Source organism: Thauera sp., from assembly GCF_047601425.1.
Taxonomy (GTDB): Bacteria; Pseudomonadota; Gammaproteobacteria; order Burkholderiales; family Rhodocyclaceae; genus Thauera.
In genome coordinates this window covers 276,537-300,096 of the sequence record NZ_JASGJL010000001.1, presented here as the reverse complement: position 1 = coordinate 300,096, position 23,560 = coordinate 276,537, and the positions used below count along the sequence as shown (strand labels likewise).

The 23,560-nt window shown below is 67.3% G+C and carries 20 protein-coding genes; 14 read left to right on the top strand and 6 right to left on the bottom strand.

Annotation, left to right across the window (positions count from 1 at the left end; all coding sequences use genetic code 11):
- Positions 1–26: 26 nt before the first annotated feature.
- Positions 27–407, bottom strand: a complete 381-nt coding sequence (locus QM748_RS01485) for a DUF779 domain-containing protein (protein WP_415245314.1) — start codon at positions 405–407, stop codon at positions 27–29.
- An 86-nt stretch (positions 408–493) separates the two neighbouring features.
- Positions 494–2,014, bottom strand: a complete 1,521-nt coding sequence (gene adh, locus QM748_RS01480) for an aldehyde dehydrogenase (RefSeq protein WP_415245313.1) — start codon at positions 2,012–2,014, stop codon at positions 494–496.
- Positions 2,015–2,416: 402 nt separating this feature from the next.
- Between adh and QM748_RS01475 the strand changes: the two genes are divergently transcribed.
- The 6 genes from QM748_RS01475 to mnhG are packed head-to-tail and all read left to right on the top strand — an operon-like array spanning position 2,417 to position 8,477.
- A complete protein-coding gene (locus tag QM748_RS01475) occupies positions 2,417–5,326 on the top strand; it encodes a monovalent cation/H+ antiporter subunit A (protein WP_415245312.1) in 2,910 nt (969 codons plus the stop codon).
- Positions 5,326–5,667, top strand: coding sequence for a Na+/H+ antiporter subunit C (locus QM748_RS01470; RefSeq protein WP_415245311.1), 342 nt, complete (start codon positions 5,326–5,328; stop codon positions 5,665–5,667). Before QM748_RS01475 ends, QM748_RS01470 begins: the two co-directional genes overlap by 1 nt.
- The gene (locus QM748_RS01465; protein WP_415245310.1) at positions 5,664–7,292 is read left to right on the top strand and encodes a monovalent cation/H+ antiporter subunit D; all 1,629 of its coding nucleotides are present in this window, start codon (positions 5,664–5,666) and stop codon (positions 7,290–7,292) included. Before QM748_RS01470 ends, QM748_RS01465 begins: the two co-directional genes overlap by 4 nt.
- Positions 7,292–7,828 carry a Na+/H+ antiporter subunit E gene (locus QM748_RS01460; protein ID WP_415245309.1) on the top strand — a complete coding sequence of 179 codons (537 nt, stop codon included), beginning with the start codon at positions 7,292–7,294 and terminating at the stop codon, positions 7,826–7,828. The genes QM748_RS01465 and QM748_RS01460 overlap by 1 nt, the downstream gene beginning before the upstream one ends.
- Positions 7,825–8,109, top strand: a complete 285-nt coding sequence (locus QM748_RS01455) for a K+/H+ antiporter subunit F (RefSeq protein WP_415245308.1) — start codon at positions 7,825–7,827, stop codon at positions 8,107–8,109. Before QM748_RS01460 ends, QM748_RS01455 begins: the two co-directional genes overlap by 4 nt.
- On the top strand, positions 8,106–8,477 hold the full coding sequence (gene mnhG / locus QM748_RS01450; protein ID WP_415245307.1) for a monovalent cation/H(+) antiporter subunit G: 372 nt from the start codon (positions 8,106–8,108) through the stop codon (positions 8,475–8,477). The genes QM748_RS01455 and mnhG overlap by 4 nt, the downstream gene beginning before the upstream one ends.
- Positions 8,478–8,514: 37 nt before the next feature.
- Here the strand turns inward: mnhG and QM748_RS01445 are convergent, their stop codons facing one another.
- Both QM748_RS01445 and QM748_RS01440 read right to left on the bottom strand, forming a co-directional pair.
- Entirely contained in the window at positions 8,515–9,381 is an 867-nt protein-coding gene (locus QM748_RS01445; protein WP_415245306.1) for a hypothetical protein, read from the bottom strand.
- Positions 9,382–9,814: 433 nt separating this feature from the next.
- Positions 9,815–10,369: a DUF2242 domain-containing protein gene (locus tag QM748_RS01440; protein ID WP_415245305.1), complete on the bottom strand. Its 555-nt coding sequence runs from the start codon at positions 10,367–10,369 to the stop codon at positions 9,815–9,817.
- A 247-nt stretch (positions 10,370–10,616) separates the two neighbouring features.
- On the opposite strand from QM748_RS01440, the gene QM748_RS01435 reads away from it, so the two are divergent.
- Entirely contained in the window at positions 10,617–11,876 is a 1,260-nt protein-coding gene (locus QM748_RS01435) for an Hsp70 family protein (RefSeq protein ID WP_415245304.1), read from the top strand.
- A 53-nt stretch (positions 11,877–11,929) separates the two neighbouring features.
- Positions 11,930–12,823, top strand: coding sequence for a ketopantoate reductase family protein (locus tag QM748_RS01430; RefSeq protein WP_415245303.1), 894 nt, complete (start codon positions 11,930–11,932; stop codon positions 12,821–12,823).
- A 13-nt stretch (positions 12,824–12,836) separates the two neighbouring features.
- Here QM748_RS01430 and gabD read toward each other — a convergent pair whose 3' ends face one another.
- Positions 12,837–14,294 (bottom strand): NADP-dependent succinate-semialdehyde dehydrogenase, encoded by a 1,458-nt coding sequence (gabD, locus tag QM748_RS01425; protein ID WP_415245302.1) that lies wholly within the window; start codon positions 14,292–14,294, stop codon positions 12,837–12,839.
- Between the two features lie 50 nt (positions 14,295–14,344).
- On the bottom strand, positions 14,345–15,430 hold the full coding sequence (gene aroG / locus QM748_RS01420) for a 3-deoxy-7-phosphoheptulonate synthase AroG (RefSeq protein WP_415245301.1): 1,086 nt from the start codon (positions 15,428–15,430) through the stop codon (positions 14,345–14,347).
- A 231-nt stretch (positions 15,431–15,661) separates the two neighbouring features.
- On the opposite strand from aroG, the gene QM748_RS01415 reads away from it, so the two are divergent.
- The 6 genes from QM748_RS01415 (at position 15,662) to msrP (ending at position 23,545) form a co-directional block, all read left to right on the top strand.
- Entirely contained in the window at positions 15,662–16,360 is a 699-nt protein-coding gene (locus tag QM748_RS01415) for a TonB-dependent receptor plug domain-containing protein (protein ID WP_415245300.1), read from the top strand.
- Between the two features lie 187 nt (positions 16,361–16,547).
- Positions 16,548–17,894, top strand: coding sequence for a TonB-dependent receptor (locus tag QM748_RS01410; protein ID WP_415247992.1), 1,347 nt, complete (start codon positions 16,548–16,550; stop codon positions 17,892–17,894).
- Between the two features lie 15 nt (positions 17,895–17,909).
- The gene (locus tag QM748_RS01405) at positions 17,910–18,440 is read left to right on the top strand and encodes a YfiR family protein (RefSeq protein WP_415245299.1); all 531 of its coding nucleotides are present in this window, start codon (positions 17,910–17,912) and stop codon (positions 18,438–18,440) included.
- A gap of 3 nt (positions 18,441–18,443) precedes the next feature.
- Positions 18,444–21,557, top strand: coding sequence for a response regulator (locus QM748_RS01400; protein WP_415245298.1), 3,114 nt, complete (start codon positions 18,444–18,446; stop codon positions 21,555–21,557).
- On the top strand, positions 21,554–22,522 hold the full coding sequence (locus tag QM748_RS01395; RefSeq protein WP_415245297.1) for a diguanylate cyclase: 969 nt from the start codon (positions 21,554–21,556) through the stop codon (positions 22,520–22,522). Before QM748_RS01400 ends, QM748_RS01395 begins: the two co-directional genes overlap by 4 nt.
- A 66-nt stretch (positions 22,523–22,588) precedes the next feature.
- On the top strand, positions 22,589–23,545 hold the full coding sequence (gene msrP / locus QM748_RS01390) for a protein-methionine-sulfoxide reductase catalytic subunit MsrP (protein ID WP_415245296.1): 957 nt from the start codon (positions 22,589–22,591) through the stop codon (positions 23,543–23,545).
- The last annotated feature ends 15 nt before the right edge of the window (positions 23,546–23,560 follow it).

The following is a 23,560-nucleotide window of genomic DNA, read 5'->3' as shown; positions in this document are numbered from 1 at the left end:
GAACAAAAATAAGCAGCCGCGCAGCATCAGCGGCCTCGGGCGCGATCCTCGGCTTCCACTTCGGCCATCTCGTCGTCGTCGAACAACCGCGACCGGGTCAGGAAAGCCTTGCCGGTACCGCCCTCGAGGGAGAAGGTGCCGCCCGTCCCTTCCACGACGTCGATGATCAGTTGAGTGTGCTTCCAGTATTCGTACTGCGACGCGCTGATGTAGAAGGGCACGCCGCCGATCTCGCCGAGATGGACGTCGTAAGGACCGATCGTGAGGTCGGTGGGCAGGTAGCAGTTGGCGGCACTGTTGTCGCAGCAGCCGCCGGATTGGTGAAACATCAGCTCGGGACCGTGCTCCGCCTTGAGCTGGTCGATCAATTCGAGCGTCGCTGCTGTGGCGATGACGCGCTGGACCATGTTTTTCCGCTCCGCAATACAAGTGTCGGGGGCAGTCGCCCGCCCCCGACCAAGCGCCCGCAATCGGGCGCGGGAGGAGAGCCGTCTCAGAAGAACCCGAGCTTGTTTTCGCTGTAGCTGACGAGCAGGTTCTTGGTCTGCTGGTAGTGGTCGAGCATCATCTTGTGGGTCTCGCGCCCGATGCCCGACTCCTTGTAGCCGCCGAAGGCCGCATGCGCCGGATAGGCGTGGTAGCAGTTGGTCCACACCCGGCCCGCCTGGATCGCACGGCCCATGCGGTAGGCCACGTTGCCGTTGCGGCTCCACACCCCCGCGCCCAGCCCGTACAGCGTGTCGTTGGCGATCGCCAGCGCCTCGGCTTCGTCCTTGAACGTCGTCACCGCCAGCACCGGGCCGAAGATCTCTTCCTGGAAGATGCGCATCTTGTTGTGGCCCTTGAACAGCGTCGGCTGGATGTAGTAGCCCCCGCTCAGGTCCGCGCCCAGATCCGCCTTGTCGCCGCCGATCAGCACCTGCGCCCCTTCTTCCTTGCCCAGCGCCAGGTACGACTGGATCTTGCTCATCTGCTCCTTCGAGGCCTGCGCCCCCATCATCGACTCGGTGTCGAGCGGGTGGCCGTGCTTGATCGCCGCCACGCGCTTCACCACACGCTCGATGAACCGGTCGTAGATGCTCTCCTGGATCAGCGCCCGGCTCGGGCAGGTGCACACTTCGCCCTGGTTGAAGGCGAACAGCACCATCCCTTCGATCGCCTTGTCCAGGAAGCTGTCGTCCTTGTCCATGACGTCGGCGAAGAAGATGTTGGGCGACTTGCCGCCCAGCTCGAGCGTGGCCGGGATCAGGTTGTTGGCCGCGGCCTGGGCGATCACCCGGCCGGTCGAGGTCGAGCCGGTGAAGGCGATCTTGGCGATGCGCTTGCTGGTGGCCAGCGGCATGCCCGCTTCGCGGCCGAAGCCATTGACGATGTTGAGCACGCCCGGCGGCAGCAGGTCGGCGATCAGCTCGGCCAGCACCATGATCGACACCGGCGTCGATTCGGCCGGCTTCAACACCACGCAGTTGCCCGCGCCCAGCGCCGGCGCAAGCTTCCACGCCGCCATCAGGATCGGGAAGTTCCACGGGATGATCTGCCCGACCACGCCCAGCGGCTCGTGCAGGTGGTACGCCACGGTGTTCTCGTCGATCTCCGAGATCGCGCCTTCCTGCGCGCGCAGGCAGCCGGCGAAGTAGCGGAAGTGATCGACCGTGAGCGGAATGTCGGCGTTGAGCGTCTCGCGGATCGCCTTGCCGTTGTCCACCGTCTCGGCGTACGCCAGCCGCTCCAGGTTCTGCTCGATGCGGTCGGCAATCTTCAACAGGATGTTGGCCCGATCCGCCGCCGGCGTCTTGCTCCAGGCCGGAAACGCCGCGTGCGCCGCGTCCAGCGCCAGCTCGATGTCCTCGGCCGTCGAGCGCGCCGCCTGCGTATACACCTGGCCGCTGATCGGCGTCACCACGTCGAAATACGCCCCCTTGACCGGCGCAACAAACTTGCCGCCAATGAAGTTGTCGTAGCGCGCCTTGTGCTGCACCGGGGCTCCGGACTGACCGGGCATTGCGTAGATCATCTCGATGTCTCCTCGTTTTGATGTTCATGGGCGTCAACCGCCACCACATACCTCCAGCAGACACCGTGCCAGCACGGCCAGCCCATTCACCTTCAAGCAGTGAGCGGGAAAACCGCCCGCATCGCGGGATCGGCAGCACATGCGGAGCATGTCAGGACGGAACAACTGCTCCATAAATACCAATATATGGAGCAACTCGGCACGAAATGCACATGCTGCCCGGAAGACTAATCCAGCCCTCCGCTCCAGCCGCACGCACAACGGCGCCGGAGCTTAGACGCCTCGCCGTAAAACAAGCCAACAGCCGCCAAAAGAAGGAAATTTCGTCGATTGAACACGTCTTGGCGCGGTATTTGCTGTGGTATCTTTCGTGGTCGTCCCCTCCCCGACAGCCACGGCCCGATGCTGCTTGCCTCCCTCGTCTTCGTCCCCTTCATCGCCAGCCTGATTGCGGCATCGATGCCACAGGACGCCCGCAACCGCGAGTTCTGGCTGGCGGCCGGCGTGGCGGTCTACGGGATCATCGCCCTCATCTCGCTCTATCCGGAGATGTCGGAAGGGACGGTGCTGCGCGAAGGCTTCGACTGGCTGCCTGCGCAGGGCCTGTACTTCCTGCTGCGCATGGACGGCCTGGCCTGGATCTTCGGCCTGCTGGTGCTCGTCATCGGCCTGCTGGTGGTGCTGTACGCGCGCTACTACATGTCGCCGAACGACCCGGTACCCCGCTTCTTCTCGTTCCTGCTCGCCTTCATGGGCTCGATGCTGGGCGTGGTGCTGTCGGGCAACCTGGTCCAGCTCGTGGTGTTCTGGGAGCTGACGAGCCTGACCTCCTTCCTGCTGATCGGCTACTGGCACCACCGCGCCGACGCCCGCCGCGGCGCGCGGATGGCCTTCACCGTCACCGCCACCGGCGGCCTGTGCCTGCTCGCCGGCGTGCTCGTGCTCGGCCACATCGTCGGCAGCTACGACCTCGACATCGTCCTCGCCGCCAGCGAACTCATCCGCAGCCACGACCTGTACCTGACCGCGCTGCTGCTGATCGCGCTGGGCGCGCTGACCAAGAGCGCGCAGTTCCCCTTCCACTTCTGGCTGCCGCATGCGATGGCCGCGCCGACGCCGGTGTCGTCCTACCTGCACTCGGCGACGATGGTGAAAGCCGGCGTGTTCCTGCTGGTGCGCCTGTGGCCGGCCCTGTCCGGCACGCCGGAATGGACCTGGATCATCGGCGGCGCCGGCGTATGCACCCTGCTGATCGGCGCCTTCATCGCCATCTTCCAGCACGACCTCAAGGGGCTGCTGGCCTACTCGACGATCAGCCACCTCGGCCTGATCACCGTGCTGATCGGCATCGGCACGCCGCTGGCGATGGTCGCGGCGATCTTCCACATCCTGAACCACGCCACCTTCAAGGCTTCGCTGTTCATGGCCGCCGGCATCATCGACCACGAGACCGGCACCCGCGACATGCGCATCCTCAGCGGCCTGCGCCACAAGCTGCCGATCACTGCCACGCTGGCGATCATCGCCAGCGCGGCGATGGCCGGCGTGCCGCTGCTGAACGGCTTCCTGTCCAAGGAAATGTTCTTCGCCGAAACATTGCAGGTCGGCGGCGACCACAACTGGTGGCTGTCGATCGCCGCGGTGGCAATGGGCATGTTCAGCGTCGCCTATTCGCTGCGCTTCATCTCGATCTTCTTCGGCAGGCAGGCCGATGACCTGCCGCGCGACCCGCACGAGCCGCCGCGCTGGATGCGCTTTCCGGTCGAACTGCTGGCGCTCACCTGCCTGGTGGTGGGCGTCGCACCGGCAATCAGCATCGGCCCCATCCTCGACCTGGCGGTGACCGCCAGCCTGCGCGAGCACACCCCGCGCTACGACCTGGCAACCTGGCACGGCTGGAACCTGCCGCTGCTGATGAGCATCATCGCCCTGTTCGGCGGCATCGCCCTGTACGCGATACTGCGCTGGCGCTTCAACCTGCGCGAACGCACGCGTGCGCCGCTGCTCAGCCACTTCAACGGCGCCCAGGCCTACGAAACCGCAATGCAGTCGCTAACCCGCGCGGCGGAATGGCTGGTCCGCCGCCTGGGCACCTCCAAGCTGCAGAAGCAGATGCTGATGCTGATCCTGATGTTGCTGGCAGTCCCCCTGCTGCTTGCCGGACCACCCCCCGACTGGACGGTGCTGCCGCAGGAAGGCTTCGACCCGCTGTTCGCCGGCATCTGGCTGATTGGCGGTGGCTGCGCGGTCGCCGCCGCATGGATGGCGAAATACCACCGCCTGACCGCGCTGGTGCTGGTCGGCGGCACCGGCATCGTCACCGCCGCGACCTTCCTGTGGCTGTCGGCCCCCGATCTGGCGCTGACCCAGCTGATGGTCGAGACCGTCACCACCGTACTGCTGCTGCTCGGCCTGCGCTGGCTGCCGCCCCGCATCGAGTCGGCGGAGATGCAGGCCATCGCCTCCCGCCGCGACTGGACGCGGCGCGCACTGCACATGATCATCGCCGTGGCCGGCGGCATGGCGATGGCCGTGCTGACCTATGCCGTGCTGGTGCACCCCGCCTCGGACACCATCGCCAGCTTCTTCCTGCTCAATGCCCTCACCGGCGGCGGCGGCAGCAACGTGGTGAACGTGCTGCTGGTCAACTTCCGCGCCTTCGATACCATGGGCGAGATCACCGTGCTGGCGATCGTCGCGCTCACCGTCTACGCCCTGCTGCGCCGCTTCCGCCCGGCACCCGACAGCGCCGAGGTGCCGCAACAGCAGCTGCACGCCTTCGATCCGGCCAGCAGACAGACCCCCGCCGAGCAGGCAGACAGCGGCTATCTCGCCGTGCCGGGCATCTATCTGCGCACGCTGCTGCCCTTCATGGGCGTGATCGCGGCCTATTTCTTCATGCGCGGGCACAACCTGCCCGGCGGCGGCTTCGTCGCCGGCCTGATCTTCGCCGTCGCCATCCTGGTCCAGTACATGCTCGCCGGCGCGACCTGGGTCGAGGCCCACATCACCCTCAGGCCCCACCGCTGGCTGGGCGCCGGCCTGCTGCTGGCCGGTCTCACCGGCCTGGGCTCCTGGGCCTTCGGCTACCCCTTCCTGACCACGCATACCGCGCACCTCCATCTCCCTGTGCTTGGCGAACTGCACGTGCCCAGCGCCTTCGTGTTCGATCTCGGCGTGTTCGCGGTGGTGGTCGGCACGACGATGCTGATGCTGGTCGCGCTGGCGCACCAATCGCTGCGTGCGCACAAGAAAGCAGGGGAGCAGGCTGCCGATGCAGCCGCCTCCGCCGCCAACGGAGGAGCGCTGTAATGGAAATCGTCATCGCGCTCGCCGTCGGCGTCATGTTCGGCTCCGGCATCTGGCTGATCCTGCGGCCCCGCACCTTCCAGCTCATCACCGGCCTGCTGTTGATGTCCTACGCCGTCAATATCTTCATCTTCGCCATGGGCCGGCTGTCGGTCAACCGTCCGCCGATCACCCCGACTCCCGACATCGACCCCTCCCAGTTCGCCGACCCGCTGCCGCAGGCCCTGGTGCTGACCGCCATCGTGATCGGTTTCGCGACCACCGCGCTCTATCTCGTCATCATGATCGGCGCCCGCGGCCTGACCGGCAGCGACCATGTGGACGGCAAGGAGCCGCGCGAATGAACGCCCTGCCCTTCCTGCAGCACTTCATCGTGCTGCCGATCCTGCTGCCGCTGCTGACCGGCGCGGTGCTGATTCCGGTCAAGCAGAGCCGCTACACGCTCAAGTTCGCCCTCAGCGTCACCAGCACCGTGCTGCTGTGGCTGCTGGCCGTGGCACTGCTGGTGATGGCCGACGGCGGCTACTGGCCCGACGGCATCGGCGTCTACCTCGCCTCCAACTGGATCGCGCCGTTCGGCATCGCCCTGCTCGTCAACCGGCTCACCGCGCTGATGCTGCTGCTCACCGCCACCATCGCGCTGGCGGTACTGGTGTTCTCGGCCAAGCGCTGGGACCGGGTGGGCATCCAGTTCCACACCCTGTTCCAGTTCCTGCTGATGGGCCTGAACGGCGCCTTCCTGACCAACGACCTGTTCAACCTGTTCGTCTTCTTCGAGGTCATGCTGGCGGCCTCCTACGGCCTGGTGCTGCACGGCTACAACCTGCAGCGCATCCGCGCCGGCATGCAGTACATCGCCATCAACCTGGTCGCCTCCTTCCTGTTCCTGATCGGCGTCGCGCTGGTCTATGCCGCCAGCGGCACGCTCAACCTCACCGACCTGGGGATGCGCGTCGCCCTGCTCGGCACCGAGGACACCTGGCTGCTGGCGATCGGCGTCTCCGCCCTCGGCCTGGCTTTCCTGACCAAGGGCGCGATGTGGCCGCTGGGCTTCTGGCTGCCCGGCACCTACGCCTCGGCCTCGGCGCCCGTCGCCGCGATGCTGGTGCTGATGACCAAGGTCGGCGTCTACGCCGTGCTGCGGGTGTGGATGACGGTGTTCAGCGAAGGCGCGGGGGCGCTGACGGGCTTCGGCTTCACCGCGCTGACGATCGGCGGCATGGCGACCCTGTTCTTCGGCGCGGTCGGCATGCTGGCCAGCCAGGAAGGCGGTCGCATGGCCGGCTACGGCGCGATCATCTCGTCCGGCACCCTGCTCGCGGTGATCGGCCTGGCGGGCGGCCCGGTGCTGGCCTCCGGCCTGTACTACCTGCTCGGCTCGACGCTGGCGATGGCGGCCTTCATGCTGCTGGTCGAACTCACCGACCGCATCCGCCCGCCCGGCGCGGCGCTGATCGCGATCACCATGGAAGCCTTCGCCATCGAGGACAAGCCGGAAGAGCCGGTCGGCCAGGGCATCCCCGGCACACTGGCCTTCCTGGGCCTGAGCTTCGCCGCCTGCGCGCTGGTCATCAGCGGCATGCCGCCGCTGTCGGGCTTCGTCGCCAAGTTCAGCCTGTTCCACGCACTGCTGGACATCCTGCCCACGGAAGGCCGCATTCCGGCGCTGACCTGGAGCTTCATCGCCCTCGTCATCGTCGGCGGCCTGGCCGCCATCATCGCCCTGATGCGGCTGGGCGTGCGCATCTTCTGGGCCTCGGGCGACATCGCGCCGCCGAGGCTGCAGTTCACCGAAGCGGCGCCGATCACCGTACTGGTCACCTTCTGCGTGCTGCTCACGGTACAGGCCGGGCCGATCTTCGACTACCTGGACCGCACCGTCGCCGGGCTGACGCAAACCTCCACCTACGGCGAGCGCGTGCTGCACGAACCCGCAGTGACGCGCTTGCCGCAGCCGGAAGTGGAATGATGAAACGCTGGCTCCCCTCCCCGCTCCTGTCGCTGTGCCTGCTGCTGATGTGGCTGCTGCTCAACCAGAGCATCGAACCCGCCCACCTGCTGCTCGGCGCCATGCTCGGCATCGTCGCCCCGGTGCTCGCCCGCCCGCTGCAGCCCCAGGGCTACCCGCGCATTTCTCGGCCCTTCGTGCTGTTCAAGCTGTTGTGGCTGTCGCTGATCGAAATCGTGCGCTCATGCTTCAACGTCAGCCGGATCATCCTGTTCCGCCGCACCGAAGGGGTGAATTCGCAGTTCATCCACATTCCGCTCGACCTGCGCGACCCCTACGGCCTCGCCCTGCTGTCCTGCCTGATCAACTCGACGCCGGGCACGGTATGGGTGGAAATCGTCCCCGAGACCCACGAGCTGCTGCTCCACGTGTTCGATCTGCACGACGAGCAATGGTGGATCGACACCATCAAATCGCACTACGAACGGCCGATCATCGAGGTATTCGAACAGCCCGGCGAGCAACCCAGGCATTCGAAACGGGAGAAAACGACGTGACAACCGCGAGCCTGCTGTCGGCAGCCATCGTCTTCGCACTCGTCTGCGTGGTGCTGGCGATGATCCTGTGCACCCTGCGCCTGATCATCGGCCCTTCCGCACAGGACCGCGTGCTGGCCCTGGACACGCTGTGGATGTGCGCGATGCTGCTGGCGCTGATGCTGGGCATCCGCCACGGCAGCCAGATCTACTTCGAGGCGGCGCTGATGATCGCGCTGCTCGGCTTCGTATCGACGATCGCGCTGGCGAAGTTCCTGATGCGCGGCGAGGTGATCGAATGAACATCGCCGAAACCCTGCCGGCCTGGGCCGCGCTGCCGGTGATCTTCCTGCTCGTGCTGGGCGGGCTGATCACGCTGATCGGCGCCCTCGGCCTGCTCCGGCTGGCCAACTTCTACCAGCGCATCCACGGCCCGGCCATCACCGTCACCCTGGGCGCCGGCTGCATCCTGATCGCGTCGATGATCTACTTCACCGCGACGCAGTCCAGGCTGGTGGTCCACGAACTGCTGATCAGCGTCTTCGTGCTGATGACCGCACCGGTGGTGGCGATGATGATCATGCGTGCCGCCGTCTATCGCGATCTGCGCAAGGAACACGCGGCGGACGCGGCCAAGGCCAGCACCGACGGTCCGGCCGCCGACGCCTGAGCAAGCACCGCCCCAGCCCGGCCTGACGCGGCCCAACCTATCGCGGCCCGGCCCACCAACCGCTCATCAGGCTCTCGGGCTTCACCGGGGCACTGACGCGGGCGCTGCTTTCCCAGGACTCCACCTGCACGTCCAGCCCGGCATACACGCCATAACCGTCCCCGGCACGGATCCCCTCGCCTGCCTGCAGGCTCTCGCCGGCACGGATGGCCGCCGCGGCACGGATCAGCCCACCCGCCTTGATGCCCCAGCCGGCCTCCAGGTGCATGCCTGCCTCGATCGAGGCGCCCGCGACGATGCCCTGATCCGCACGCAAGCTCCCCGTCACGCTGATGTCGCCCCCCGCCTGCAGGCCCTTGCGGCAGCGCAGATCGCCTTCACAGCGCAGCTCGGTGCCGACACTGGCGCTGCCCTCCACCCGCATGCGCCCCTTGCAGTGCACATCCCAGGCCACGCGGAGTTCTCCCGCGCAGCGCAGATCACCCGAGGCATCGACACCCCAGCCGACGCGCAGATCGCCGCCGATCACGGCATGGTCTTCCGCCCGGACGCTGCCTTCGACCCGCAGGTCGCCGCCGACGATCAGTTCTCCGCCGGCACGCACGCCGCCCCCGGCACGCAGATTGCCGCCGACGTGAAGCTTGCCGTCGATATCGACGTTGCCCCTCACTTCCAGCGTACCGGCGAAGACGATGGCATCGGCCTCGATCGCATCGACGACCCGCACCTCGCCGGTCGGGCCGAACTGTTCGAGCAGCCAGCAGGCATCACCCACCCGCCCCGCCGCCACCATCTGGTCGAGCAATTCCTGGTAATCGCCGCCTTCGCCGAACTGGCGCACGAACCAGCGGAAACCGTCTGTGCAAGGGCGCTTGGCCCGGACGAACCTTCTCGTGAGTTCCATGACATCACCCCATGTGCAGATGCCTGGCCACGCATCGCGTGGCATCGTGATTGCAGCCCTGGTGTGGAAACGATCTGCCCGAAAGCAAAAGGCGGAAGATCCGGGGTATCCGGCGTCCCCGCACTGGCTGCACGTTGATCAGGACGCGGTCAAGCGCCCCGGGCAAGGTGCCGTGCGGGGCGGTCCGGGCTCAGTCCCGGCTCCGGCCCCGCACGGCCGGGGAAAGCACGGCGGGAGACCCCGTGATCTTGAACGACTGCGCCAGCACGAGGCCGCGCTGGAATGGGAGGATGGCCTGCCGGCGGCCCACGCGACGGCCCGCGTCACGGAACGCGGGTGAAAGCTCGTCGGGGCGGAGGAAAGTCATGGCAAGCAGGCGGGATGGAAAGCCAGGGTCGGATTATAGGCCACGATCCATGCGGATTGGCCGGGCTCAGGGCTCCGTGTCGCCGACCTCCAGCTCGATACCGTCAACCCGCGTGCCATCGAGCGTCTGGATCAGCGAAAACAGCCGGCGGTAGAACGCCGGGCTGGTGACGGTTTCCTCGCCGGTCTTGACCAGCGCTTCCTTCGCCGCCGTCCAGGGCAGCGAAATCGAACCGAGGCCGGCCACGCTGAGGCCGGTGCTGGTCGAGCCCGATTTCAGCGCATAACGTGTCTGCAGCGCATTGGCATAGATCACCGCACCGACGTTGCTCGGCAGGCACACCAGGGTGATGTTGAGGGTGATGCCCTCGTCCGGCTTGGGCTGGAAAAACTTCTCGCCCCTGACCCTTACCATGTCCGTGCCTTCGAGCCGGTAGCCCTGGCTCAGCAGCGCACGCTTGCCAAGCTCGCATGCCGCGGCGGGTTCGCGCGTACTCCAGGTCACGAAGGGAGATTCATGCTGGAAGGTTTCCATGTCATACACCGGCGGCGGCGAAGCGCAGGCCGCAAGCAGCAGAACGGCAACGGAAGCGAGGGAAAGGCGAAGAGCGGCTGGGGGCATGAACGGACTGCAGGGTGCTGCGGGCGGGACAGATGCGCATGGTAGAACATCGCCCACCCCCGGTACATGCACAAGCGTTCCGGCGAAACAGCCCCATACACTTCCAGCCAGGCCGCTGCGACGCTGAAAGCGGCGGCGGACGTCGAGGCGCTGCAGGCAGGCGGCTGCCAACACGGTGGAACATCCCCTTGCCGTCGGTTAACATGCGCAGCCGTTTCCGCCGCACGGCCCTGCGCCGCCCGCCTCCATGCATGCTCCCGCCCGCGCCTGCGGCATCGATTTCGGCACGTCCAACTCCACCGTCGGCTGGCTGCGGCCCGACGCGGCTCCATTGCTGGCACTGGAAGACGGCAGGCCGACGCTGCCTTCGGCGGTGTTCTTCAATGCCGACGAAGACAGCACCCACTTCGGCCGCGATGCGCTGGCGCAGTATCTCGACGGCTACGAAGGCCGGCTGATGCGCGCGCTGAAGAGCCTGCTGGGCTCCAGCCTGATCGACGGCCAGACCGAAGTGCAGGGCCGCGCACTGCGCTTCCGCGACCTGCTGGCCGCCTTCATCGGCGAACTCAAGCAGCGTGCCGAAACGCAGGCCGGCCGCGGCTTCGATCATGCGGTATTCGGCCGCCCGGTGCATTTCGTCGATGACGACGAGGCTGCCGACCGCAAGGCGCAGGGCACGCTGGAGGCGATCGCGCGCCAGGTGGGTTTCGCCGAAATCAGCTTCCAGTTCGAGCCGATCGGCGCGGCGCTGCACTACGAGCGTTCGCTGTCTGGCGAGGAACTGGTACTCGTCGCCGACATCGGCGGCGGCACGGCCGATTTCTCGCTGGTCCGGCTGTCACCCGAGCGCGCCCGCCACGACGAACGCGGCAACGACCTGCTGGGCAATGCCGGCATCCACATCGGCGGCACCGACTTCGACCGTGCGCTGAGCCTGGATTGCGTGATGCCCCTGCTCGGCCATCGCAGCCTGATGAAGAACGGCGCCCACATCCCGGCCAGCCTGTATTTCCAGCTATCGACCTGGCACACGATCAACATGGCATACAGCCGCCAGGCCTGGAACGATTTCCAGAACATCTACCGCGACGCCACAGCGCGCACCGAACTCGACCGCCTAGCACGCCTGCTGAGCCGGCGCGAGGGCCACTGGCTGGCGCTGCAGGTGGAGCAGGCGAAGATCGATCTATCGACCGCGGCCGAGGCAGCGCTGGACCTCGGCCGGCTCGAGGACGGGCTGCGGCACACGATCACGACCGCGGACTTCACCGCCGCAACGGCGGGACTGGTGGAACGTGTCGGCAGCTGCGTGGCGCAGCTGCTCGGCGATGCGGGTATCCGCCGCGAACAGGTGGATACCGTGTACTTCACCGGCGGCGCCAGCGGCGTGCCGCAATTGCGTGCCCGCATCGCCGCCGAACTGCCGTCGGCGCGAACCGTGGAAGGCGACCTCTACGGCAGCATCGGCGCCGGCCTGGCGGTGGAGGCGGCTCGGCGCTACGCTTGATCCCGCTGCCGGCCTCTTGCCGCAGGCCATGCCGATGGCGGACACTCACCGCCATGGATACTTCCGCTCCTCCCTCCCGCCGGCGCTATCCGCTCGCCATCATCGGCGCCGGCGCGCTCGGCCTCACATTTGCCACCCGCCTCGCAGACTCCGTCCCCGTGGCGGTGCTTGCGCGCGACAGGCTGCGTGCCGAAGCCTTGCGCCAGGGCGTCCTCGTCGGCGCCAGACTGCGACGGCTGGACGTGTTCGGGCCGGATGAAGCGCCCGGGGCGGACTGGGTGATCGTGCTGGTCAAGACGGGCGACACCAGCGTGGCCGCGGCCACGGCGCTGGCCATGCAGCCCAGGGGAGTGCTGTCGCTGCAGAACGGGCTGGTCGAAGAACTGCTCCCTGCCGCCGGCCCTGCGCTTCTGGTCGGCCAGGGTGTCACCACCGAAGGCGCCTACCGCGACGCGCAGGGCGTGCACCCCGCCGGCGCAGGCGAAACACTGTTGCCGCCCGGTTTCGAGCCGGTTGCCGCATTGCTGGCGGCGGCCGGCTTCGTCGCCCGCGTGGCGCCGGACATTGCCGCCGCGCGCCTGGCCAAGCTGCTGGTCAACGCCGCCATCAATCCGCTCGCGGCGCTGTTCCAGGTGCCCAACGGGGCACTGCTGCAGCCGCCGCATCGCCTGCTGCTCGACACCCTGGTGCACGAGGCCTGGCCGATACTGCATGCCCGGGGGCTGGCGCTGGACGAAGCCGCGGCCCTTGCCCGCGTCCATGCGGTGGCAACGGCGACGGCCGGCAACCGCGCCAGCATGCTGCAGGACGTGCTGGCCGGCCGGCGCACCGAGATCGATGCCATTACCGGTGTGCTGCTGAGGCTGGCGGATGAAGCCGGACTCGAACTACCGGTTCATCGCGCCGTTTACACGCTGGTCAGGACGCTGGAAGGCACGGCGCCGTAGCCGGCCGAAGCGCTCAGCGGATGCCGCCCATGCACAGGTACTTGATCTCGACGAAGTCCTCGATGCCATAGCGCGAACCTTCGCGGCCGATGCCGGATTCCTTGATGCCGCCGAAAGGGGCGACCTCGGTCGAGATGATGCCTTCGTTGATGCCGACGATGCCGTATTCCAGCGCCTCGGCGACGCGCCAGACGCGGCCGATGTCGCGGGCGTAGAAATACGCCGCAAGGCCGAACTCGGTGTCGTTGGCCATGCGCACCGCTTCTTCCTCGGTGTGGAAGCGGAACAGCGGCGCCACCGGGCCGAAGATTTCCTCGCGCGCGACGCGCATGGCCGGCGTCACGTCGGCGACGATGGTGGGCTCGAAGAAGGTGCCGCCGAGCGCATGCCGCCTGCCGCCGCAGACCAGCCGCGCCCCTTTGCCGAGCGCGTCGGCGAGCAGGGTTTCGACCTTGGCGACGGCGTCCTCGTTGATCAGCGGACCTTGCTGCACGTCGCCCGACAACGCCGGGCCGACTTTCAGCTTCGCCACCGCTTCGGCCAGCCTGGTGGCGAAGGCTTCATAGATGCCGTCCTGCACGATCAGGCGGTTGGCGCAGACGCAGGTCTGGCCGGCGTTGCGGTACTTCGACGCCATTGCGCCGGCGACCGCGGCGTCCAGGTCGGCATCGTCGAAGACGATGAAGGGTGCGTTGCCACCGAGTTCGAGCGAGACCTTCTTGACCGTGTCGGCCGACTGGCGCATCAGCAGCTTGCCGACCTCGGTCGAGCCGGTGAAGGATATCTTGCGCACCAGCGGGTTGGCGGTGAGCTCGCCGCCGACTTCGGCCGCCCTCGCGGTGGTGACGATGTTGAGCACGCCTTTCGGCAGGCCGGCGCGCGCGCCCAGTTCGGCCAGCGCCAGCGCGGACAACGGCGTGTCCTCGGCCGGCTTGAGCACCATCGTGCAGCCGGCGGCCAGCGCCGGGCCGGCCTTGCGCGTGATCATCGCGATCGGGAAATTCCACGGCGTCACCGCCGCGACCACGCCGATCGGCTGCTTGACCACGACGATGCGCTTGTCCGCGCCATGCGCGGGAATCACGTCGCCGTAGATGCGCTTGCCTTCCTCGGCGAACCATTCGAGGAAGGATGCGCCATAGGCCACTTCGCCGCGCGCTTCGGGCAGCGGCTTGCCCTGCTCCGAACTCATCAGCAGCGCCAGGTCTTCCTGGTGCGCGAGCATCAGTTCGAACCACTTGCGCAGCACGGCAGCACGCTCCCTGGCAGTGCGCGCCCGCCAGGCCGGCAGCGCAGCAGCGGCGGCCTCGATCGCCTGCCGGGTCTCGGCAGCTCCCATGTCGGGCACACTGGCCAGTGCGCAGCCGCTGGCGGGATCCCTGACCTCGAACCGGCTGCCATCGGCCGCGTCGCGCCAGGCGCCGTCGATGTAGGCTTGAGTGCGCAGCAGCGCGGAATCAGTCAGTTGCATGGCGGGCCTCCGTGATCGGTGTGTTCAGTCGCTGATGCGGGCGCAGCGGCTCACTCGTACTGGGTCGCGCGCTCGACGCGACGCTGGCGCACGCCTTCGGCCAGCGTGTCGAGCAGCTTCACGCTGTCCTCCCAGCCGATGCAGGCGTCGGTGACGCTCTTGCCATACTCGAGCTCCTTGCCCGGCACCAGGTCCTGGCGCCCTTCGGTGAGGTGGGACTCGACCATCACGCCGATGATGCGATCCTCGCCGGCGGCAAGCTGGCGGGCGACGTCGTCTGCGACTTCGATCTGCAGGCGGTGCTGCTTGCGGCTGTTGGCGTGGGAGAAGTCGATCATGACCTTGCCCTGCACGCCGCTGGCGGCGAGCTCCTTGCAGGCCGCATCGACGCTGGCGGCGTCATAGTTTGGCGCCTTGCCGCCGCGCAGGATGACGTGGCAGTCCTCGTTGCCGCGGGTGGTGACGATGGCCGAATGGCCGGCCTTGGTCACCGACAGGAAATGGTGCGGCGACTGGGCGGCCTTGATCGCGTCGACCGCGATGCGGACGTTGCCGTCGGTGCCGTTCTTGAAGCCGACCGGGCACGACAGGCCCGAGGCGAGTTCGCGGTGCACCTGGCTCTCGGTGGTCCGCGCGCCGATCGCGCCCCAGCTGATGAGGTCGGCGATGTACTGCGGCGTGATCATGTCGAGGAACTCGGTGCCGGCCGGCAAGCCGAGTTCGTTGATTTCCCACAGCAGCTTGCGTGCCAGGCGGACGCCGTCGTTGATGCGGTAGCTGTTGTCCAGGCCAGGGTCGTTGATCAGCCCCTTCCAGCCGACGGTGGTGCGCGGCTTCTCGAAATAGACGCGCATGACGATCAGCAGATCGTCCTTCAGGCGGTCGGCCTCGGCCCTGAGCCGGTTGGCGTACTCGATCGCTGCCGCCGGATCATGGATCGAACACGGTCCGATGACCACCAGCAGGCGGTCATCGGCGCCGAACAGGATGCGGTGGATGGACTGGCGCGCCTCGTAGGCGACGGCCGCCGCCCCGGGCGTGGCCGGGAACTCGCGCAGCACGTGCGCCGGTGGCACAAGCTCCTTGATTTCCTGGATGCGGACGTCGTCGATATGGATCTTGGTGGAAGCGGGCATGGCAAAAACTCTGCATCTCTGGCTGAAAGTGACCTGTGATTCTAGCTCGCATTTCCGGCAACAGGCGGGACAGATACAGCGCCCGGCCTGCGCGCCTCATCCCGGATGCGTGATTTTTTCCATCGGCAGGGCACGGATTGATGGCAATCGGGTGCATCGGCATGCCACATTCATGAACTGTTGTGGGATCATTACCGGTTCGATCGGGTAGGTGAAACTCATGGGTGAGAAATGGCGCTGACTGTGCTCGGACACCGGCCGAAATGCCGGGCCCTCTGTGTGGCGGGGGTCGTGGCGACATGCTGGCCACCGCTGCAGGCAGGCGCAAGCGAGGACGTGCTGCGCCTGCTGCCGCTGTCGCTCGAAGAACTCATCCAGACACCGATCATCACGGCCTCGCACCGCGTCGAGCGGCGCGACGACACGCCCGCCCACGTCATCGTGATCACCCGGGAACAGATCAGAGCCCGCCGCTATCGCGACCTGGGCGAACTGCTGAGCGACCTGCCCGGCGTTGACTTCATGGCGGGCAGCCGCTCGTCGATCTTCAACAACTTCAGCCTGCAGGGCTTCAACAGCAACAACCAGTTGCTGATCATGCTCGACGGCGTCCGCGTGGACGACCCGGCCGGCGGCAAGATCGCCGTCGCCCGGAACTTCTCGCTGTACATGGCACGCCAGGTCGAGGTGGTTCTACGGCCCGGCCGCGGCGCTTTACGGAGCCGACGCAGTGGCCGGCGTCATCAACATCATCACCGACCGCGGCGAGCAGGCCGGCGACAACTGGGCCTCGGCAGGCGCCGGACGCTTCGACAGCCGCGAAGCGCAGTTCCTGTTCAATCTCAGCCCGGCCGAAGACGTACGCTTCTCGCTGGGCGGACACAGGCAGCGCAGCGATCGCGCGCCGCTCGATCACTACTATCCCGATGACTTCCCTGCAGCGGACGCACAGGATTACGACGGCACGGTCGTCGTGCCGGCCCAGGCCCGCCGCCGCCATGTTGACGGCATCGAGAGCCACAGCCTGTTCGCCCGCGCCGATCTCACCGAACACCTGACGCTGGGCTACTACCGCAACGGTTTCAGCCAGCCGACCAGCACGGGCGACCGTACCGACATGGCTCTGTACGACCGCCGTGCACGCTGGGAAACCGTTTCCGAAACCCTCTACGCACAGGCGCGCTTCCAGTTGACGCCTGACATCGAGGGGCGCGTGCTGATCGACTACGCTCGCCAGGAAGCCGACCCGGACTCCAACTACCTGAACAAATACACCGGCTTCGGCGCTCGCGGCTACAACTATGCCAAGGCTACCCGCACCGGCATCCGGCCCACGCTGCACTGGCGCATCGATCCCGCGCATGAACTGCAGCTCGGCATCGGCTATCAGGATTACGAAGCCATGCTGACGCCCAATCTGCCCAGCCGCTATCGGCGATCACTGGGAACGCACGGCCAGGGCCTGAACTATGCCAACACCGATCTGCCGATCCTGATTCCCTCGGCTCGCCATCACAATGAATTCGGCTACCTGCAATGGCAGGCACAGTGGACGCCGCAGTTCACCACCATGATCGGCGTTCGCCACGATCGCCACTCGGGCTACGGCAGCAGCCTCAACCCGCGCCTGGGCGCGGTGTGGCAACCGCTGGCGCGGCACGTCTTCAAGCTGTCCTACGGCGAAGCCTTCCGCGCGCCCTCCTACGACGAGTCGCTGTCGGCATACGGTGCCTTCAGCGGCGCCAGGGATGCGGAAGGGCTCTATATCGGCAAGGGTTTCCGCGCACCGAACGGCAAGCTCGAAGCCGAACGCGCCCGCACGCTCAGCCTGACCTGGGACTGGCGCCCGACGCCATCGCTGAACCTGATCACCCATCTGTACCACAGCCACATCAACAACCTGATCGCCACGCTCAACGAAAGGGTGCCGACGCAGTACATTCCCGGCGCGGTGCTGAGCGAGACCACGATCAAGGGCAATGCAGGAAAGGCCCACCATACGGGACTCGACATCAGCGGCCAGTGGCAATTCCGCACCGCGGGCGCCTGGCACGGCGAAGTGTGGGGCAGCCTGAGCTACATCGACGGCACGCTCCAGACCGGGGAGGACGAACGGAACTGGGATCTGCCCTACGTCGCGAAGCACAAGCTCAAGCTCGGCAGCACCTGGCGCCATGGCGACACGCTGACGGTCACGCCGCGCCTGACCTGGGTCGGCAGGACCACCACCGGACGCAGGGATCGGACGCGGCCCGGCCATCACCTGAAAGCCGACGCCTGGTGGGCCGCCAGCCTGCACGTGGGCTGGCACCGCCTGCTGGATGGGCATGCCACGCTGTGGCTGGACATCGACAACCTGTTCGACCGCCGCTACCACGTCGCCCACGGCGCCGCCGACAGCACCCTGCTGACGATGCCGCAGCAGCCGCGCAGCTGGATGGTGACGCTGGAGTACAGCTTCTAAATGTGGCGGCGATACATGCGCGCCATGGCCGGCCTGCTGGCCGGCCTGTGCTGCGAGCTGGCCGCGGCACAGGCACCCGCACCCCAGGCGGCATCGGAGCAGGCCTTGAAGGCAGTGCTGCTGTTCAAGCTGCCGCTGTTCGTCTATGAACCGCCGCTCGAACGCGCCCCATCGCCATTGATCTGCCACCTGGGGCGGAGCGGGCTGGAGGATGCACTGACCCAGTTGCAGCGCTCGGTAACCGACGGACGCACGTTCAGCGTGCGCTATCTGGACGATCCCGCCCAGGCCGTCCACTGCGACATGGTGTTCATCGGCAGCTCCGAACGGCATCGCCTGGACGCGATACTCTCGCAGCTGACCCGGCGCCCGCAGGTCACGGTGTCCGACATCGAGGGCTTCGCCCAGGCCGGCGGCATCGTCGAGCTGCTGGTGCGGGACGAAGGCACTGGCATCGATATCGTGATCAACCAGCGTGTGGCGCGGGAGCGGGGCGTCAGCTTCAGCGCGCAGCTGCTGCGCCTCGCCCGCCCTCCGGGAGACTAGTCGATGCGCGCGCGGCTGCGACACTGCATCGAAAGGCTGGCTGCCTGGCTGCCGGCCACCCTGAGCGGGCGCCTGAACCTGCTCGGTGCAGTCGCCCTGAGTGTGGCAACCCTGCTGGTCTTCGGCCTGATGTCATTCCAGCAGCAGCGCCTGCTGCGAACGGAATGGGTCGCCTCGCTCTCGGCGCAGGCTGCCCTGATCGCCAGCAACAGCCGGGCAGCGGTGGTTTTTGCCGACTACCGCGAGGCTGATGCCCTGCTGCAGGCACTGTCAGCCAACCCGCTGATCCTCGAAGCCCGCCTGGTGCTGCCCGACAGCGGCCTGCTGGCGACTTACACGCGCAACGGCGCCTCTTCCTTCCAATTGAACAACCTGCCCCAGGGGGCGACGGGCTACCGTTTCGGCGACGGCAGGCTGACCGTCTGGGCTCCCGTGCTCGAAGGCCAGCGCCAGGCGGCACGGCTCGAACTGGTCGCCTCGCTGGAGCATCTCGACAGGGCTCTCCTGCACTCGGCGCTGGAAGCGACCACGGTCCTGCTGCTGGTGCTGGTCGTGACGCTGATCTCGATGTCTCGGGCAATGCGCCGGCTGCTTGCGCCTGTCCACGCGCTTCCCGATCTGCTGCGGCGGCTGACCGGCAATCCGAACCTCCAGGCTCGCGCACAACCGGGCGGCGGCACCGAGATCGCCGCGCTGGGGCGTGGCCTGAACGAACTGATCGATACCGTGCAGGCACGCGGCGCCGAACTGGCCGCCTACCAGGACAATCTCGAACAACTGGTCGAGCAGCGCACTCACGCGCTGGCGTCGGCGATGGCCGAGACACACCGCGCCAACCAGGCGAAATCGGAGTTCCTGGCACGGATGAGCCACGAGATCCGCACGCCGATGAACGCCATCATCGGCCTGGGCGGCCTGCTGCGCCGCTCGGCGCTGACGCGCCAGCAGCGCGACCAGCTCGACAAGATGCTGGCCTCGTCCGAGGCCTTGCTGGGCGTCATCAACGACGTGCTCGACTATTCCCGCATCGAAGCCGGCAAGCTGCCGCTGGAATCGATCCCCTTCGACCTGCTGGAGCTGTGTGAACAGGCGCTGAGCGTGGTGGCGCTCAGGGCGGAAGAGAAGAACGTCGAGCTGCTGTTGCTGCCCGATGGAAACCTGCCGGCCCGCCTGGTCGGCGACCCGCTGCGCCTGCGCCAGATCCTGATCAACCTGCTGGCCAACGCGGTGAAGTTCACCGAACGGGGGGAAGTCATGCTGCAGGTCAGCCTGCGTGGCGACCCCGCCCCGGCCGGCATGGCTGCTCTGCGCTTGAGCGTGCACGACACCGGCATCGGCCTCACATCCGCGCAGCAGGCCGTGCTGTTCCAACCCTTCTCCCAGGGCGACGACTCCATCACCCGGCGTTTCGGCGGCACCGGGCTGGGGCTGTCGATCTGTGCCCAGCTGGTCCGCATGATGGGCGGGCGCATCGAGGTGGAATCCGTATCCGGCGAAGGCGCGCATTTCCATGTCGGGCTCGACTTGCCCGTGGCACCAGCGGATGAGGCGCGCCCTGCCGCAACCGGCTTCCACCATGCCCTGGTGGTGGCAGCGAGCCCGTCCAGCCGCCATGTGCTGTCGACGCTGTGCGCCCAGCAAGGGCTGCGCGCGCGTGCCTGCGCAGACGCGGAGCAGGCGATCGAACTGCTGCACGAGCGCGTCGCCGCCAGCGACGCCTTCGATCTGATCCTGCTGGACTGGCACATCGGCAACATGGATGGCCTGGCGCTGGCAAGGGAATTGCGCTCCCGTCTCGGCGCCACGTTCGCCGCCGCGGCCCGGCCCTTCCCGAAAATCGTGCTGCAGATCAGCAACACCGGCTACGCCAGCATGGATGAGCACTTGCAGACTGCCTGCATCGACGCCACCCTGGTCAAGCCCGTCCTGCCGCGGACGCTGCGGGCGGCGCTGGACGAAGCGCGCTCCGATCCTGCGCCGCCGCCCCCGGACCAGGTCGCGCTACCGAGCGGCCACGCATCCCTGGGCGGCTTCCGGGTGCTGGTGGTGGACGACATGCCGCTCAACCGTGAAATCGCACGCGCCTTCCTGCAGGATGCCGGCCTGCAGGTCGTCGAGGCGGCAAACGGAGAGGAAGCGCTGGCCACGCTTGCAGTGCAGCCGTGCAATCTGGTGCTGATGGACGTCCAGATGCCGGTGCTGGACGGCCTCGCCGCTGCGCGGCGCATCCGGGCCGGCTCGGACTGTCCGGACATCCCGATCATCGCGATGACCGCCCATGCCCTGGAGGGCGACCGCCAGCGGAGCCTCGAAGCCGGCATGAACGACCACCTCACCAAGCCGATCGACGTCGGCATGCTGTATGCCGTGCTGCTGCGCTGGCTGCCGGCACACGAAGCCGGCGCCTCCCCGTCCCTTCCCGCATCGACGCCGAGCATGGCCGGCGTGGCGGCAAGGGGCGAAACGCCGGCGGACCAGGCGGCTCCATTCGCGGTTGCAGGCTGGCCAGCCGAGCTGCCGGGCATCGACATGATTCGCGGCCTGGCCAACCATCTCGGCCGCCCGGCCCTGTACCGCCGCATCCTGGACGAGTTCGCAACGGCCTTCGCCTCTGGCAGCCGTCCCCTGCACGAGGCATTGGCACGTGGGGATACCGGAACCGCTCACCGCTGGGTACACTCGCTGAAATCCGGCGCGGCAGCGATCGGCGCCGCCGGACTGGCTGCGCAGGCGGGCGAACTGGAACACCGGCTGCGCACTGGCCAGTCACCCAGCGGGGACGAGCTGCTGGCGCTGGATGCAAGCCTGCAGACGGTATGCTCGGCACTGGCAACGCTGCCCGGCAGCCGAGCGCCGGAAGCCGGGCAGGCATCGGCTGCGGACGCTGCGCGGCAGATGGAGGCGGCATTGCCGCTGATCGACGAGACGCTGGCGCTGCTTGCCTGTCATGATGCCCGCGCCGAAAGCGGGATACGCAGGCTGAGCGGCGTGCTGGAAGGATCGGTCTGGCAAGCCCATGTAAAGGCGATACTCGCCCTGATCGAAGATGTCGAATACGAAACCGCCCTGCCACTGCTGACCGCCCTGCGCGAAGACATGATCCAGGCTCCGACATGAACGCCGACCCCACCGTACTCATCGTCGATGACGAAAAGCACAATCGCCAGCTGCTCACCGAGCTGCTGCAGCACGAGTGCCGCCTGCACCTGGCCAAGAACGGCGAGCAGGCGCTGGCGCGGGCACGCGAACTGCAACCCGACCTGATCCTGCTCGACGTCGTGATGCCGGACATGAACGGCCATTCGGTGATCCGCCAGCTCAAGGACGACGACCGCACGCGCGACACCCCCGTGATCTTCATCACCGCGCTGGACTCCTTCGACGACCAGAAGATCGGCCTCGAACTCGGCGCCGTCGACTACATCACCAAGCCCTTCCATCCGCCCATCGTCCGCGTCCGGGTACGCAACCACCTGCGCCTGGTGGAGCAGCGCCGCCTGCTCGAACAGCTGGCCATGCTCGACAATCTCACCGGCATCCCCAACCGGCTGCGCTTCGCCGAGACCCTCGAACAGGAATGGCGACGCTGCCTGCGCCATGCCCTGCCCTTGTCGATGATCGTGGCGGACATCGACCACTTCAAACGCATCAACGACACCTACGGCCATGCGGAAGGCGACGAAGCGCTGCGCAGCGTGGCGCAAGCGCTGAAGTGGGCAATACACCGGCCCGGCGACTTCGTCTGCCGCTACGGCGGCGAGGAGTTCGTGCTGCTGCTGCCGGGCGCCGACGAAGCCGGCGCCTCCGCATTCGCCGAGGCCGTACGCCAGCGCATCGCCACGACACCGTTCCAGACCCTCGACGGCCAGCCGCTGCAGCTCACGCTCAGCCTGGGAGGCGCAAGCCATGTGCCCACCACCTCCAGTGTCAGCGACGCACTGTTCCACGCCGCCGACCGGGCCCTGTACGACGCCAAGCACGCCGGCCGCAACCGCGTCGTCTGGGCGAACTCCTCGCTGACGCCGAACGAGGCCAGCGCCATGCAGGCACAGGCCGCCATTCCATTCGCCCGCCCCTGCTGAACCGATCAGCCATTTCGATGGTCTGTCTCGACGGTCCGTCCGAAATCGCTCCGCCGAGAACCTGCCATGCTGATCCGCTCCACCTCGGGCCCCATTCCCGCCGACATCCGCCCCGCCGAAATCACGCCGCGCTCGCTGTTCGAAGACCGGCGCCGCTTCCTGGTGCGCAGCGGACTCGGGCTCATGGCCGGCACGGCCCTGTGGCAAGGATTGGGCGGGACGGCAAACGCAGCATCGGACCGCCTGGCCACCACCGCTTCGCCGCTGAGCACCACCGAAGCCATGACCGAACGCAAGTCGGTGACGAGCTACAACAACTTCTACGAATTCGGCACCGACAAGGGCGACCCGGCGCAGAACGCCGGGCGCATGGCGACTCGGCCATGGAGCGTCATGGTCGAAGGCCTGGCCGGCAAGCCGCGCCGCTTCGACATCGACGAACTGCTGAAGCTCGCGCCGCTGGAAGAGCGCATCTACCGCCTGCGCTGCGTCGAAGGCTGGTCGATGGTGATCCCCTGGGTAGGCTTCCCTCTGGCTTCCCTGCTGAAAGCGGTCGAGCCGCTCGGTAGCGCCAAGTACGTCGAATTCCTGACCCACTACGACCCTGAAATCATGCTGCGCCGGCCGGTCCTGCAGTGGCCTTACGCCGAAGGCCTGCGTCTGGACGAGGCCCTGCATCCACTGACCATCCTGGCCGTGGGCCTGTACGGCGAAGTGCTGCCGAACCAGAACGGCGCACCGATCCGCCTGGTTGTGCCGTGGAAATACGGCTTCAAGAGCATCAAGTCGATCACCACCATCCGCCTCGTCGAAAACCGCCCGGCGACCTCATGGCGCCGCGCCGCGCCCCATGAATACGGCTTCTTCGCCAACGTCAACCCGGAGGTCTCGCATCCGCGCTGGAGCCAGGCCACCGAGCGCCGCATCGGCGAGATCCGCAAACGGCCGACCTTGATGTTCAACGGCTACGCCGAGCAGGTCGCCAGCCTGTACCAGGGCATGGACCTGCGCACGCATTACTGAGAGCGACACCCGGAC

Coding starts and splice junctions, on each gene's coding strand:
- QM748_RS01485 (WP_415245314.1), bottom strand. CDS start 407: ATGGTCCAGCGCGTCATCGCCACAGCAGCGACGCTCGAATTGATCGAC.
- adh (WP_415245313.1), bottom strand. CDS start 2,014: ATGATCTACGCAATGCCCGGTCAGTCCGGAGCCCCGGTGCAGCACAAG.
- QM748_RS01475 (WP_415245312.1), top strand. CDS start 2,417: ATGCTGCTTGCCTCCCTCGTCTTCGTCCCCTTCATCGCCAGCCTGATT.
- QM748_RS01470 (WP_415245311.1), top strand. CDS start 5,326: ATGGAAATCGTCATCGCGCTCGCCGTCGGCGTCATGTTCGGCTCCGGC.
- QM748_RS01465 (WP_415245310.1), top strand. CDS start 5,664: ATGAACGCCCTGCCCTTCCTGCAGCACTTCATCGTGCTGCCGATCCTG.
- QM748_RS01460 (WP_415245309.1), top strand. CDS start 7,292: ATGAAACGCTGGCTCCCCTCCCCGCTCCTGTCGCTGTGCCTGCTGCTG.
- mnhG (WP_415245307.1), top strand. CDS start 8,106: ATGAACATCGCCGAAACCCTGCCGGCCTGGGCCGCGCTGCCGGTGATC.
- QM748_RS01445 (WP_415245306.1), bottom strand. CDS start 9,381: ATGGAACTCACGAGAAGGTTCGTCCGGGCCAAGCGCCCTTGCACAGAC.
- QM748_RS01440 (WP_415245305.1), bottom strand. CDS start 10,369: ATGCCCCCAGCCGCTCTTCGCCTTTCCCTCGCTTCCGTTGCCGTTCTG.
- QM748_RS01435 (WP_415245304.1), top strand. CDS start 10,617: ATGCATGCTCCCGCCCGCGCCTGCGGCATCGATTTCGGCACGTCCAAC.
- QM748_RS01430 (WP_415245303.1), top strand. CDS start 11,930: ATGGATACTTCCGCTCCTCCCTCCCGCCGGCGCTATCCGCTCGCCATC.
- gabD (WP_415245302.1), bottom strand. CDS start 14,294: ATGCAACTGACTGATTCCGCGCTGCTGCGCACTCAAGCCTACATCGAC.
- aroG (WP_415245301.1), bottom strand. CDS start 15,430: ATGCCCGCTTCCACCAAGATCCATATCGACGACGTCCGCATCCAGGAA.
- QM748_RS01415 (WP_415245300.1), top strand. CDS start 15,662: ATGGCGCTGACTGTGCTCGGACACCGGCCGAAATGCCGGGCCCTCTGT.
- QM748_RS01410 (WP_415247992.1), top strand. CDS start 16,548: ATGGCTCTGTACGACCGCCGTGCACGCTGGGAAACCGTTTCCGAAACC.
- QM748_RS01405 (WP_415245299.1), top strand. CDS start 17,910: ATGCGCGCCATGGCCGGCCTGCTGGCCGGCCTGTGCTGCGAGCTGGCC.
- QM748_RS01400 (WP_415245298.1), top strand. CDS start 18,444: ATGCGCGCGCGGCTGCGACACTGCATCGAAAGGCTGGCTGCCTGGCTG.
- QM748_RS01395 (WP_415245297.1), top strand. CDS start 21,554: ATGAACGCCGACCCCACCGTACTCATCGTCGATGACGAAAAGCACAAT.
- msrP (WP_415245296.1), top strand. CDS start 22,589: ATGCTGATCCGCTCCACCTCGGGCCCCATTCCCGCCGACATCCGCCCC.